This is a genomic window from Vagococcus silagei (assembly GCF_004795745.1).
In the GTDB taxonomy this organism is placed as follows: Bacteria; Bacillota; Bacilli; order Lactobacillales; family Vagococcaceae; genus Vagococcus; species Vagococcus silagei.
The window spans coordinates 214,485-228,279 of sequence record NZ_SDGV01000017.1 but is presented as its reverse complement, the minus strand read 5'-3'; the positions used below and the strand labels follow the sequence as shown (position 1 = coordinate 228,279).

The 13,795-nt window shown below is 35.3% G+C and carries 10 protein-coding genes; 7 read left to right on the top strand and 3 right to left on the bottom strand.

What is annotated here, in order from left to right; translation table 11 throughout:
- The first annotated feature begins 4 nt into the window (after positions 1-4).
- The 4 genes from ESZ54_RS08395 (at position 5) to ESZ54_RS08380 (ending at position 3,424) form a co-directional block, all read left to right on the top strand.
- Positions 5-739: an SDR family oxidoreductase gene (locus ESZ54_RS08395; protein ID WP_136137219.1), complete on the top strand. Its 735-nt coding sequence runs from the start codon at positions 5-7 to the stop codon at positions 737-739.
- A gap of 96 nt (positions 740-835) precedes the next feature.
- Positions 836-1,378, top strand: a complete 543-nt coding sequence (locus tag ESZ54_RS08390; RefSeq protein WP_136137218.1) for a phosphatase PAP2 family protein — start codon at positions 836-838, stop codon at positions 1,376-1,378.
- A gap of 14 nt (positions 1,379-1,392) precedes the next feature.
- Complete coding sequence (locus ESZ54_RS08385; RefSeq protein WP_136137217.1) at positions 1,393-2,304, top strand: diacylglycerol/lipid kinase family protein; 912 nt, start codon at positions 1,393-1,395, stop codon at positions 2,302-2,304.
- 70 nt (positions 2,305-2,374) lie between these two features.
- Complete coding sequence (locus tag ESZ54_RS08380) at positions 2,375-3,424, top strand: endonuclease/exonuclease/phosphatase family protein (protein WP_136137216.1); 1,050 nt, start codon at positions 2,375-2,377, stop codon at positions 3,422-3,424.
- A 59-nt stretch (positions 3,425-3,483) separates the two neighbouring features.
- Here the strand turns inward: ESZ54_RS08380 and ESZ54_RS08375 are convergent, their stop codons facing one another.
- Positions 3,484-4,044, bottom strand: coding sequence for an LOG family protein (locus ESZ54_RS08375; RefSeq protein WP_136137215.1), 561 nt, complete (start codon positions 4,042-4,044; stop codon positions 3,484-3,486).
- Between the two features lie 105 nt (positions 4,045-4,149).
- On the opposite strand from ESZ54_RS08375, the gene ESZ54_RS08370 reads away from it, so the two are divergent.
- Complete coding sequence (locus ESZ54_RS08370) at positions 4,150-5,319, top strand: MFS transporter (protein ID WP_162615137.1); 1,170 nt, start codon at positions 4,150-4,152, stop codon at positions 5,317-5,319.
- Positions 5,320-5,753: 434 nt separating this feature from the next.
- Positions 5,754-7,838 carry a heavy metal translocating P-type ATPase gene (locus tag ESZ54_RS08365; RefSeq protein ID WP_136137213.1) on the top strand — a complete coding sequence of 695 codons (2,085 nt, stop codon included), beginning with the start codon at positions 5,754-5,756 and terminating at the stop codon, positions 7,836-7,838.
- 59 nt (positions 7,839-7,897) lie between these two features.
- Here the strand turns inward: ESZ54_RS08365 and ESZ54_RS08360 are convergent, their stop codons facing one another.
- Complete coding sequence (locus ESZ54_RS08360; protein ID WP_136137212.1) at positions 7,898-8,650, bottom strand: AAC(3) family N-acetyltransferase; 753 nt, start codon at positions 8,648-8,650, stop codon at positions 7,898-7,900.
- 152 nt (positions 8,651-8,802) lie between these two features.
- On the opposite strand from ESZ54_RS08360, the gene ESZ54_RS08355 reads away from it, so the two are divergent.
- Positions 8,803-9,540, top strand: coding sequence for a potassium channel family protein (locus ESZ54_RS08355; protein WP_136137211.1), 738 nt, complete (start codon positions 8,803-8,805; stop codon positions 9,538-9,540).
- 22 nt (positions 9,541-9,562) lie between these two features.
- Here the strand turns inward: ESZ54_RS08355 and ESZ54_RS08350 are convergent, their stop codons facing one another.
- Entirely contained in the window at positions 9,563-13,741 is a 4,179-nt protein-coding gene (locus tag ESZ54_RS08350; protein ID WP_136137210.1) for a CAP domain-containing protein, read from the bottom strand.
- Between the last annotated feature and the right edge of the window lie 54 nt (positions 13,742-13,795).

Here is a 13,795-nt window from a genome sequence, read left to right as displayed (position 1 = left end):
AAAAATGTCAACTAAACCATTAATCGTAATCACTGGAGCAAGTTCAGGATTTGGAGCAAAAACAGCACAGTTATTCAATCAAGCAAGTTATCCATTGTTGCTATTGGCGCGTCGTACTGAAAAAATTCAAGCTTTACCTTTAAATTTTGAGGATGTTTTAATCGAACAAGTCGATGTCTCAGATAAAAAGGAGTTTGAAAATGCCGTACGTAAGGCTGAAAAAATCTATGGCCCGACTGATCTACTCGTAAATAATGCGGGTGTCATGTTATTAGGAAATGTCTTGGTTCAAGCTGAATCAGAATGGCAAACAATGTTTGATACAAATGTATTGGGCGTTTTGAATGGCACCAAAATCGTTTTAGATGCGATGATTAAAAATAATCAAGGTACAATAATTAATGTGTCATCCATTGCTGGTTTCAAAGCTTTTCCTGATCATGCAGCATATGCAGCGAGTAAATTTGGTGTTCATGGGTTAACTGAAACAATTCGCCAAGAAGTTGCTGAATCAAATGTCCGTTTGTCGCTTATTTCACCTGGTGCGGCTGAAACTGAGCTTTTAACTCATGTGACAAATGAACAATCATTGAGCGACTATTTAGCTTGGAAAGAACTAATGGGTGGTTTAACGCTAGACCCGCAAAAAGTTGCTGAAAGTATTTTCTTTATTTATCAAATGCCACAAGAAGTAACGATTCGTGAAATTGTCATCGCAGCTACAAAACAACAAGCATAAAAAAACTAGAGGCTGGTCTTTTGATCAGTCTCTAGTTTTTTAAATCATCTTTTTGTGTATAATATAATTACTAGAGATGCAAAGGAGTGCAATTTTATGGAGTGGCTAACGCAAGTTGATGCTGAGATACTAAGATTTATTCAAACGCATTTTCACAATCAAACATTGACGATGGTGATGACGACAGTTTCGCTTTTTTCTGCCAGTATTTGGTTTTGTTTGGGTGTTATTGGCTTGTTTTTCAAAAAGACAAGAGAAAGTGCTTTATATTCACTTGTCGGTTTAGCTTTGAGCTTTATTATTGTCCATCTCATCTTAAAACCTTGGATTGCACGACCAAGACCATTTGTTACTTTTTCTGATTTAGAACCTTTAATTACTAAACCGAAAAGTTTTTCATTTCCTTCAGGTCATAGTGCCAGTGCTTTTGCCGCAATTGGTGGCTATTGTTCAAAAAGAAAGCCATTAAGAATTTTTTTGCTCATTCTTTTTGCATCCTCAATTGCTTTTTCACGTCTGTATTTAGAAGTACATTATCCCAGCGATGTACTTGTAGGTATTTTAATTGGAATTATCTGTAGTTTTTTTGCTAATTTGATGCGTAAAAAAGCAACAACTTCAATAGAAAACATGTTGTAAGGTAGGGGATATTAATGAGGAAAATAGCAATTATTTATAATCCTGTTTCAGGACAAGGGAAGAACAAAGAAATCGCTTTGAACGTTGAGTCAGAATTGATGCGTTTAAGTCCAGAAATTTTAGATGTTCAAATGCACGAAATTTCAGGAAGTCAGGATGCTTACATTTTTGCAAGAAAATGTACTGAAGATTTATATGATACGATTGCTGTTATGGGTGGCGATGGCACTTTAAATCAAGTCGCTGCAGGAATAACAGACGGTGGGAATCAAACTAAAATGGGGATTATTCCAGTTGGAACGGTTAACAATTTAGCACGAGCCTTAAAGTTACCTTTAACAGCGTTAGAGGCGGCTCAGGTATTAATTAATGGTGAGATTAGGGCAATAGATTTAGGTAAAGTAAATGATCAATATATGATTAGTAGTATGACAATTGGTTTACTGGCAGATGCTGCGACAAATGTGACAAATGAAAAAAAGAGAGAATTAGGTTCTTTTGCCTATGTGTATGATTTTTTTAAAGTACTGAAAAATTATAAGAGCTATCCGTTGGAATTAAATTTTGATGGCGGTCGGATAGTCTCTAGAATGTCTATTTTATTAATTACGATGACGAATTCGGTAGGTGGTTTTCAATCATTTACGCCAAATGCGAGAGTTGACGATGGATTAATGCATGTTCACGTATTAAATCAACTGTCATTACCTAAACTAGCTAATTATTTACCTCAATTAACAGATGGTAATTTTTCTGATATTCCAATGTTGCAGTATTTCAATACATCAGCTTTAGAAATTAACAGTATTGGAAATCGTAAGAAGAATATACAAGCACGCATTGATGGTGATCCGGGCAGCTGCGTACCACTTAAATTATCAGTGTTACCGAAATCCCTTGCTGTTTGGGTGCCCAAAGAAAACTAAAAAAAGCTTTCTAGTTGTTAGGTAAATAAGGTACAATAAAGGGTGTAATAGTAATATTGAGGAGGAACCGATGAGAAAAATATTGAGAGCGTTATTACTCGTAGTCCTAGTCATTTTAATTGCAGTCGTTGGATTTATTGGTTATTTAACGTTGACGGAATATCAACCGCAACCTGTTGAGGCATTAAAAATACCAACTGGGAAACGGGAAATAAATAAAAAGCAAGACCTTTCAGTGTTAACTTTTAACATTGGTTATGCAGGTTTAGGAAAAACAGAAGATTTTTTCATGGATGGTGGGAAAACTGTTGAACCTGAGAGTCAAAAAATGATTAAAGATAATTTACTTGGTATTGAACAAGCGATTAGTGAGGCGGAGGCAGATATTAATCTCATCCAAGAAGTTGATCGTGATTCAAAGAGGTCTTATCATATTAACCAAGAAAAATATTTAACGGAAAGATTAGGCATGAATGGTGTCTTTGCTTCCAATTTTAATGTGAACTATGTTCCTTTTCCAATACCACCAATCGGTAAGGTTGATAGTGGTTTAATGACAATGACGAACTTAAATATGTCAGAGGCACAGCGTATTTCTTTACCAAATCCGTTTAAGTGGCCTGTTCGAACAAGTAATTTAAAGCGTGCATTGTTGGAAACACGTTTTCCAATTAAAGATAGTGAACAAGAGCTAGTTGTTTTTAATTTACACTTGGAAGCATATGACAGTGGCGAAGGTAAGGTTGCACAAAGTAAAAAATTAGCAGCAGTTCTGTATAATGAATATGCTAAGGGCAATTATGTGATTGCTGGCGGAGACTTTAATCAAGTTTTTGAAGGTAGTAAACAATTTCCAGAGGTGAAAAAAGAAGGATGGCAACCTGGTAATATCCAAAATAAAGATTTACCTGACCATTTTTCATTTTCATTTGATGATAAGTATCCCACAGTACGGGTGTTAAATAGCCCCTATACAGGATCTTATGATACGTCAAAAGTGCATGTGATTGACGGTTTTATTGTATCGGATAATTTAAAAGTTGAAAAAACTAAAGTCCTTAATAAAGACTTTGAACATTCCGATCACCATCCCGTTCAATTAACTGTAAAATTTAAATAAAAAAGAAGAGAGGTAACCTCTACAAACCATTTATTTGGCTTGTGAAGGTTACCTTTCTTTTAGTATTGACGAACCTCAGGAGGTGTATGTTTTGCTAATTGACTGGATAAAGAGTCAATTGAATCTAAGAAGATAATCTTTTCGAAATCTTCCGCAGTTAAAAAACCATTTGTCATCATATCATGATATTGTTGTTTTATAGGCTCATAATAGCCATCAATATTTACAAAACAGCAAGGATATGGATTTTTACCAATACGCGACCAAGAGATGAGGTCAGTGATTTCTTCTAATGTACCTGGGCCACCTGGGAGAGCGATAAAAAGTTGTCCCATATCTGCCATTAACTGTTTTCTTTCTGCCATAGATTCAACGATTTTTAACTCAGTTAGGTTAGCATGAGATAATTCTCTTTTTTGAAGAAAGTCAGGCATAATCCCAATGGCATTGCCACCTTGTTCAAGGACTGTATCCGCTAAAATACCCATTAAGCCAATGATTCCGCCACCATAAACAAGTGTATGGTTATGTTTGGCAATCCAACTTCCAAGTTGGATTGTTGCTTGTGTGAAGTTTTTATTAGTGCCAATATTTGCACCGCAGTAAACTGTAACATTCATATTTTTACCCCCTAATCTTGCTAGAAATAGTATAGCATAGTACATATTTTTTTATTAGATTTATGATTAACTTTGATTTTTATAATCAACGGAATGGAGATTAAAATGAAAAAACATACAACTATGGAAATTATTGCGATTCTTTCTTTATCTTTACTTTTAACAGCAACACTTTCAATTTCAGGTATTATTCCATCATTAATCAAGGAGTTCCCTGATTACTCACGATCGTCGATTGAATTGTTAGTTTCAGTATCCTCAATTGCAACAACTATTATGGTGGGATTAAACCCATTTATTTCACGTTTTTTATCGGAACAAGTTTCCGTGACTGTAGGTTTGTTGATGGTAGGTCTTGCCGGTGTTGCTCCCCTTGGATTGTCCACTTATGAAGAAATTCTAATTGCAAGAATATTAGTCGGCATTGGTATCGGCTTGTTAAATACAAGGGCTGTTAGTTTAATTGGTGAGAGGTTTACCGGTGCACAGCGGTCAAAATTACTTGGTTTCAGGGGTTCAGCGGAGACACTAGGTCAAACGGTCTTAACTATTATTTCAGGTCAATTACTATTGATTTCTTGGAATAGTTCTTTTCTAATTTACAGTGTTGCTTTCCTAGTTCTATTTTTATATTGGGGCTTTGTTCCGAAAGATGAGAAACTCACACTTGAAAAGGATTTAACAGCAGCATCTAAGTCTAATCATCATTTGAATAAGGAGCAGGCTAAAATTATTGCGTTGCATGCTTTATTGGCAAATATATTAATTACGGTAACTGTTTCGACTATTATTCGCGTACCTAGTATGATTACCGAATTAAATATTGGCACAATGCTGCAAGCAAATCGAATGATTAGTATCTTTATGTTTGCTGGTTTTTTATCAGGCATTGTTTTTGGACAAGTGATGACTTATTTTAAGAAAAATGTGATTCCACTTTTCTTATTCTTAAGTGCGGTTGGGCTCCTAATGATTGGGTTATTTTCTCAAATCTTCTTGATTTCAATCGGAGCATTTATTGTTGGGTTTGCATTGTCAATCTGTGTGGCATGGGTTTTCAATAGTTTGTCGAATGTACTACCTAAGGAAGTATTAAGTACAGGAAATTCAATTGCGCTTTTTGGTTCAAATTTAGGTGCGGCAATCACACCTTTCGTATTAAAGTTAATTGGTTTTATTAATGATGATTTACGATTCTCGTTTATTTTTCAAGCTGTGGTGTTGATTGCTATAGCAGTGTTGATTTTATTTACTATTAGAAAAAAAGAAGATTAGATTTTTAAGACAGACTGCGTGCTGTCTTTTTTATTTCTAGAAAAATTACAGTTTATCCTTACTGCTCAGTTCAAATCGCCATCATCACCACTTTTTTGTAATCCTGGTTCTGAAAGCTGGAGTTCGGCATTAAGCTAATCGTCTGATTCTGGCAAAATCCGCCAGTATCATACGCTTATCTTACTGCTCACTCCAAATCGCTTTCATCACCACTTTTTGTAATCCTGGTTCTGAAAGCTGGAGTTCGGCATTAAGCTAATCGTCTAATTCTGGCAAAGACCGCCAGTATCATACGCTTATCTTACTGCTCACTCCAAATCGCTTTCATCACCACTTTTTTGTAAGATGTTTTAGTTGCTTTTTTTTATTAATAGGGTATTATGTAATTATAAATCGGTTTACAAACGTAAACCGTATTAAGAGGAGGAGCTATTATGTCTAATCACGAAGAGCATCACCATCATCAACATGAGGGTCATAATTATGAAGATATGGCGCACAATCAAATGGATGATCAAAGTCATGAAGCACATGATCATGGGAGCATGGATCATTCTGGTCATATGGGAAATTTAAAAGTTAAGTTTTTTGTTTCGTTAATTTTATCAATTCCGATTATTATGTTTTCAACAATGATGGGTACGCAGTTACCGTTTCAAGTATCATTTCCAGGTTCAGACTGGATTGTTTTGATACTATCTTCAATATTGTTCTTTTATGGTGGCTTACCTTTTTTAAAAGGTGCGAAAATGGAGTTAGAAATGAAGAATCCGGCAATGATGACCTTAATTTCTTTGGGAATTTCAGTAGCTTACGTCTATAGTGTCTATGCTTTTATTGCCAATGAACTATTAAAAAGCGAGACTCATGTCATGGATTTCTTTTGGGAACTTGCAACTTTAATTTTAATTATGTTATTGGGTCACTGGATTGAAGGTAATGCGATTAGTAATGCTGGCAATGCCTTACAAAAGATGGCCGAGTTACTGCCTAGTCAAGCGATTGTTGTTGATGAAAAAACTGGTGAAACAAAAGCGATGAATCTAAAAGAAGTGCAGATAGGTGCGCATGTTTTAGTAAAAGCTGGTGAAAAAATTCCAACTGATGGGATGATTGTTTCTGGAAAAACAACGGTTAATGAATCAATGGTAACTGGTGAAGCGAAGGATGTTGAAAAAGGTCAACATGATCAAGTTATTGGCGGCTCGGTCAATGGATCAGGAACAATAACGGTTGAAGTAACTGGTACTGGAGAATCAGGTTACTTGTCACAAGTCATGGAAATGGTGAGCAACGCTCAAAAAGAAAAATCACGTGTTGAGTCGCTATCTGATAAAGTGGCAAAACTACTTTTTTATGTCGCACTTGTTGTAGGAATCGGTGCATTTGTCATTTGGTATCTGTTAACGAAAGATATCAATATTGCTTTAGAACGTATGGTGACAGTCTTAATTATTGCATGTCCACATGCCCTAGGTCTGGCAATTCCATTGGTAACGGCACGTTCAACTTCATTAGGTGCAAAAAATGGTTTATTGATTAAAGACCGTAAAGCATTAGAGGTCGCTAAAAAAGTTGATGTGATTATGATGGATAAAACGGGAACATTAACGGAAGGAAATTTTGCAGTCAATGACTATCGCTCATTCCATGATGAATATACAAATGATGATATTCTAAGTTTAATGGCGTCTCTCGAAGAAAACTCAAGTCATCCTTTATCAGTGGGTGTCTTGAAGAAAACTGCTGAGTTAAATTTATCAATCCCTAAAGCAGTTGACGTAATAAATATTCCTGGAATCGGCATCGAAGGTTATATTGATCAGAAAGATATTAAAATTGTTAGTGTTTCTTATTTGAAAAAGCAACAGTTAGCTTATGATGAAAAATTATTCCGTGATTTATCTAATCAGGGTAATTCGATTAGTTTCTTAATTGTTGATGGCGTCAATGTTGGTTTAGTGGCACAGGGCGACCAGATTAAGCCTGAAGCCAAAACAATGGTAGCTTCAATGATTGCGCAAGGAATTAAGCCGGTGATGTTAACAGGGGACAATCTTCAAGTAGCACAAGTTGTTGCCAAGCAGCTTGGAATTGAAGATGTTTATGCAGAATTGATGCCAGAAGATAAAGAAAAACTTGTGAGTGAGTATAAAAATAAAGGTATGGTTGTAATGATGGTTGGCGATGGCGTCAATGATGCACCAAGTTTAGTTCGAGCAAATATTGGTGTTGCAATTGGAGCTGGAACTGATGTTGCAATCGATTCAGCAGATGTTATTCTTGTTAAAAGTAACCCTTCAGATATCTTACACTTTTTAGCGTTAGCGAAAAATACGCAACGTAAAATGGTTCAAAATTTATGGTGGGGCGCAGGTTACAATATCATTGCGATTCCTTTAGCAGCAGGTGTTTTAGCAAGTGTTGGTATCATTTTAAGTCCGGCAATTGGTGCGATTTTTATGTCTCTTAGTACCGTGATTGTTGCGATTAATGCGATGACTTTGAAAATTGATTAGTATAGCTTTATTGGAAGTTGGTCATTATAACAAGAAAAAGACAGCGTAAGCTGTCTTTTTTAGTCATCAAAGTCGACAAAGTAATAACGATCGTCTTTATATTTTTCCAAAGCCTTTTCCCAAACAGCTGTTGCATTCATCACACAACAATCGCCGTTTAAGACTTTTCCACATTTATATTCATCAGTATCGAGAATATTTAAAATACGATCATATCGTTGCGTCACGCCACGAAATTTATGCCTGAGGACATTCATTTTGATGTGCTCTTTGTTCGCCAGTGTTATATCATAGGCGTAGTTATTTTCAAATAGGTAGTCAGGGAGAATCATTTCTTCAACGCCATGTAAACTAGTATTACGTGCAAGAGGTGCACCAAGCATGATTATTTTTCCACCGCGACGATAAACTTCTCTAAAAGGAGAATTCACACCAACAGGCGTAAAATCTTTTTCGTGGCCAGTAGTCATTGCAACAGCATCTTTGCCCCATGCAGTAACACTGTGTGTAGGATGAGCACTTCTAACAACATCTTCAGACAGGCGCATGAATTCAGGTAAGACACCAATACAAGATTCTGTTTCTAATACATCAAAATAAGGATGATTGATGTTTACATTTAAATAACTTAAGGTTGGTAATAATAATGTACCGTTTTTAACAGTATCTTTTAATGCTTGAATGACCGCTGCTGGTCCGCCTTCAATTTCGTCTGGTCCTTTTAGAGCGTTGTATGAAGAGTGAACGACAATAATATCATCTTCTTGAACACCAAGTTTTCTTAAATCGGTGATAAGTTGTGTAGCTTTCATTATTAGGGAACTCCTTTGTAAGAATCACATTTTAATATAAATTCCATTGTATATTGTTTTGATTTAAGAAGCAAAGGATGTCTTGTTTTGTTAGGTTGACAAGGTTACTTTTTTCACTGAAAATAGAATAAAAAGTAAAGTAGGTTAATTTAATGGTGACACTTAAAAATTTTAGAACAAAGAAAACATATATTGTCGCGATGTTTTTACTTATTGTCCTGTCAATCATTGTAAGTGTCAGTGACAAAGTGAGTAGTAATTTAAATTATATTATCTTGATTTTATTCGCTTGTGATACATTACAAGATTTATGGCAGAGTAAAAATAAAAAGCAATATATGCGTGAACATGTATTAGATTTTGTAGCCTTAATTCCTTTTTATCATGGCTTTCGCGTTATTAAATTTATTCCTTTAACCTTTCAATTAATTCGAATTACTTCTGTGGGACAGCGTTATTTTCTTCCTGTGATTAATAAGTTAAGAGAAACAGGAACGGGACGATTATTTAATGTGTTTTTATTAATCTTTATTTTCTTACCTTTGCCATTAATTTGGCTTGAACCAAATCTTCATTCGTATAGTGATTTACTTTGGTGGGAGATGCAAACGGTGACGACAGTTGGATATGGAGATATTGCGATTGAAACATCTGTTGGACGCGCGATAGGTATGGTTTTAATGATTTTAGGTGTTGGAATTATTACGACTTTTACAAGTAGTATCACGCGGGCTTTAAGCAAACCAACTTCAACAGAGGAAGAAAAGAAATCAGAAAAACTAGCCAAATTAGTTGCGACTAAAAATTTTTCGAATGAAGAATTAGATTTAATTGAGGCATGGGTAAAGCTTGAAAAACAAAGAAGATCAAAAAACAACGATTCTAAATAAGAGAATCGTTGTTTTTATTTATTTATTGTAGGTTACCATTAACGGTTAAGCCTTGTGTAAAAATATTGGCAGCATAGAATGCTGTGCCATTGGCTGTAAAACCAATGCCAAATTGTTCGAAATCAGGACTGAGTAGATTTTCATTATGCTTAGGACTCTTACGCCATTCGTTGAACAGATATTCACCAGTAGCTTTACCTGTCTTGTCACCATTAATAATGGCATTGTTTTCACCTGCAACAGTGTGGCGGGTCCATTTTCCTTGATTTGCTTCACGAATAGCTGTATCGAAAGCTAAGCCGTTTGGTCGAGTATGACTAAAGACGGTCGCAATTTCAGTTGCACGCAATTCAGCAGCATTTTCAAGTTCTTGGTTCCAAACTAAAGCACTTAATCCATTGTCATGACGATATTGATTAAGTAACTTAAGCATCGTTTTACCAGCAATACTTTGTTGTTCAGGGCTAGTATAAACAAGTGGAGTTGAATCTTCAACGTTAAGTCGAATGACTTTATTTTCTCCTGGGTTTATTGTGCCCGTAATTACGTCTCCAGTAGGTAAACTATAGTAGTGATTTAAGCCTAATTGTTTAAAGTTGATGCGATATTGACGATTTGTCACATAAAGTCGCAATGTAATGTCAGTCACATGTTGATATTCTTGATCTTTATCCATGTGAATATTTTTTGAATACACTTGGAAAGTAATCGTAGCTTGTGACTTATGGGCATCTAGCTCATCATTGTCTTGGGCGACTTGGTTCGCACTGTTCATTACAGATTGTACTTGATTGAGAGATGTTGATTTTGTGACGCGCGTAATGAAATTTTGTTTTTCTAATTTTAAGTTTAGCTCTTCGAGTTCTTTGAGTGCTTTGTTTTTAGAATCCTCAAGTTTTTGTTTTTCTTCAGCTAAGGCATCGTCTTTGTCATTCTTAGAACTTTCAGATTCTGCATCTTTGAGAATATTTTCTATCTCTGCTTCGTCTTTTGCACGATTTATTTTTTCATTATATACTAACTGATCTTTTAAGTTGAATGCTTTTAATTGACTTAGAGCGTCTTTTTTAGCATTACTTAGTTTAGTAATATCAGCATTTTCTGATCTTTGAGCGTCGTGTTTGTTTTTATCACTTTCAATTTGAGCTTGCGCTAAAATATTTAAAATATCTGTCGTTGAGCGTGCACCCTTGATCTGTTCTTCAAATTTCTTAAATTTATTTTTTAGATTAAATGTCGTTAAAGTGGCCAGTGCTTGCGAACGATTTTTCTCAAGATTTGTTAAGGTGATATCTTGTTGATCATTTTTCGCACTTTCAACAATAGCAGCATTTAAATAATATTGAATATCATCAATTGTTTGTGCTTGTCTAATTTGTTCATAAAAACCTAAGTTACCATTTAAATTAAGGTTCATTAAGTAAGCAAAAGCTTCTTGGCGCGCGTCTTCAATGTAAGTGACGTTGAGATTATCCCACTCAGTGTTATTCGCACTAACTGTTTTAGCAGCTGCAAGAACTTCTTGAACACGTTCAACTTTATCAGCTTCATGAATCATGACTTCAAAAGAGCTGTCTCCTTTTAAGTTCAGTTGACCTAGTTGAGCTCGTGCATCTCGCTTAGCAGCATCAAGTTTTTGTTGATATTGGATGGCTACATTGTTAGCTTTAGCTGTTGCAAGAATAATTTCAATTTGTTCAAGTGTGGCAGCATTCATGATGTCGCTTGTAAATGATTTTTGATCGATATATGAATATTGTTTAATCTCAACAAGGGCTTCCTTTTTCGCATTGGCAACCTTAATTTCATTAACCGTTTGATCATCATCGAAATCGTTTTGTTTACTTTCAATCGCTGATTTTTCGACGATTTCATCAACCTCATTTATTGCTTGAGCAAAATTAAGTTGTTGTAAGTAAAGTTGTTTTGATTGCGGTAAATTGAGGTTATTGATTAACAAGATGGCTTTTTGAATCGCTTGATTTAGTTCAGGAGCTTCTTCAGCAACATCTGTTGGTAATGGTAATCGATTGTTATCTGCTTGTTTAATTGCAAAGTCTAATAGAGTTTGTACATCGTGTTTTGTTTGTGAGTGTTCAATTTTGGTATGAATTTGTTTCTTTAAATCCGGTTTTAAATTCAGGCCATTAATTTGTTTTTGAGCATTTTTTTTCGTCATCGCTAAAAGCTCATCATCAATTTTTTGATTTGATTGGTGTAATGTTTCTGCTTCAGCAATTAAGACTTGAATAGCATCTACAGTTGATGCAGCATTAATTTTGCCAATCAAAATATCTTTTTGATCACGAATGTTTAATGTCACTAAATGTGTGATGGCTTGTTTACGAGCTGCTAAAAGTTCACTTTCAGCAGCTGTTGCTTCCTGTTTCTCTTCATTTTTTGCTTCCAGTAAGATATTTTGGACTTGTGCTAAAGAATTTGCTTCAGAAAGCTTAATTGTATAATTTGTCACTTGTTCATCAGATAGTTTTGCTTGTTCAAGCGTCGCTAAGGCTTTGATTTTTTCATCATGTAAATACTGGCGTTCTAATTCAAAGTCAGTATTTTTTTTATTTGCAACTTTGGCTTGATTTAAGTATGCATCTAATTCAGTTGTTGAAGTCGCATTAAAAACAGCGTGATTAAAACTGTTGACTTCTTCGTCTAATAAGTTTAAGTCAGCAAGTGCTGTTAAAGCATCTTTACGTTTGTTTTCTAAATTTTCTAAGGAATTCACCTGTTTTTCAAGTGTACTTATTTTATTTTTGATGATACTAACTTTAGAATCCAAGGTGCTTTTTTTCTCTTTTAATGACGAGATATCTTGCATCATAGGCTTAATATCTTGTTTCTTGATATTTTGTACGTCAGTGAGTTGTTTTTTAGCTTGTTCAAGTACTGCGTTTGATTTTTCTGACTGAGTTGTAATGTCGGTTAGATTTTTTTCAGCTTCTTCTAAATTATCCGTCATTTCTGTTGGAACATCTGGTTCGTCACTTGACGGATGCCAAAGTTTTATTGCTTGATTCACATGATCATGGTTTTCACTGATCACTTTATGTAAGGCATTTGTTTCATTCACTAATTTGGTTGCAGTTGTAACGTCTTCTTGGGCCGAAGAAATTTTTGTATCAATATCTTTATTTTCTTTATTTGCATCTTCTAAACGCGTTTTCGCATTTGTTAACTCTTTAGCTGTATTTTTTTGTTCAGCTTCTAAAGTAGCTAATTCTGATTTCAGTTGTGTCATCTCAGTCGAATGATCAATCGGGTCTGGTGTGATGACTGGTTTGATAGGATGAATCGGTTGTGGTGTATCTTGGCCAACGGAAGATTCAATCGAACTAACTGCTTTGCTTTTTTGTGACTTTTTATCTGTCGTTGACGGAGTGGTTGTTGTAGTTGTTGTAGTACCTTTTTCTTTTGATTCAACTTCAGTTGTGTCACTCGTCGTGGAAGTCGTTGCGGTTGTTTCGGTTTCACTTGCTGACTTAGTCGTCGTTGTGGTCGTTTCACTGCTTGACTCTTTTGTTTTAGTTTCGGAAGATGTATTTTCTGTTTCTTTTTCTTGTTGAGTTGAACTTGTTGTTTGTGTTGTATCTTTTGTTTCTGTCGAAGTTGTTGGAGCAGAGGAGTGCTGCGTCGAAGTGTTCTTTTGATTTGTCGACGTGGTTGAACTGCTCGTTTCTTCAGTGGAACTATTTTCAGTGACTGTTGTGTCGTTTTGATTGTCAGCTTGATTGATAAAAGTTTTATTTGGATCTACTTTTGCACGGTCTGAAAGGACACTTTGATTAGTTTGATTGCCATCTTTATCAGTGACAGTTACACGATTACCTTCAAATTTAATTGTTGTACCAACGGGAACGCTATATTGTGAACCGGGTTCAAATCCATTCAGTTTCATTAAAACATCAAAACGAATGTTCAGTGCATTTGCAATTTCGTAGAAAGTATCACCTTCTACAAATGTGTAAGAGGCATCATCATCTTTTATCCTTGCTCGAATAGTCTCCGCAGAATTTGCAGTCCAATCGTCCGCATAGGCGGTTAGACTTGTTGTGACAAACGTGCTCGTACCCAAAATTGAGGTGAAGATTAATCCTTTAATAATCCAGCCAGTTCGTCCCTTTACTAATCGAGGCTTGTAATCGGTTTGTTTTTGTAAATCTCGTAAACAATCCCTATTTCGTCTTTCCATACTGATTACCTACCCTTTCGATATTTACTCTCCATTGCTAATGATTATATCAAA

What these genes read in the sequence shown, in the direction of transcription:
- ESZ54_RS08395 (WP_136137219.1), top strand. Translation starts at nt 5, where the DNA reads ATGTCAACTAAACCATTAATCGTAATCACTGGAGCAAGTTCAGGATTT.
- ESZ54_RS08375 (WP_136137215.1), bottom strand. Translation starts at nt 4,044, where the DNA reads ATGAATGTTACAGTTTACTGCGGTGCAAATATTGGCACTAATAAAAAC.
- ESZ54_RS08355 (WP_136137211.1), top strand. Translation starts at nt 8,803, where the DNA reads ATGGTGACACTTAAAAATTTTAGAACAAAGAAAACATATATTGTCGCG.
- ESZ54_RS08390 (WP_136137218.1), top strand. Translation starts at nt 836, where the DNA reads ATGGAGTGGCTAACGCAAGTTGATGCTGAGATACTAAGATTTATTCAA.
- ESZ54_RS08380 (WP_136137216.1), top strand. Translation starts at nt 2,375, where the DNA reads ATGAGAAAAATATTGAGAGCGTTATTACTCGTAGTCCTAGTCATTTTA.
- ESZ54_RS08385 (WP_136137217.1), top strand. Translation starts at nt 1,393, where the DNA reads ATGAGGAAAATAGCAATTATTTATAATCCTGTTTCAGGACAAGGGAAG.
- ESZ54_RS08365 (WP_136137213.1), top strand. Translation starts at nt 5,754, where the DNA reads ATGTCTAATCACGAAGAGCATCACCATCATCAACATGAGGGTCATAAT.
- ESZ54_RS08360 (WP_136137212.1), bottom strand. Translation starts at nt 8,650, where the DNA reads ATGAAAGCTACACAACTTATCACCGATTTAAGAAAACTTGGTGTTCAA.
- ESZ54_RS08350 (WP_136137210.1), bottom strand. Translation starts at nt 13,741, where the DNA reads ATGGAAAGACGAAATAGGGATTGTTTACGAGATTTACAAAAACAAACC.
- ESZ54_RS08370 (WP_162615137.1), top strand. Translation starts at nt 4,150, where the DNA reads ATGAAAAAACATACAACTATGGAAATTATTGCGATTCTTTCTTTATCT.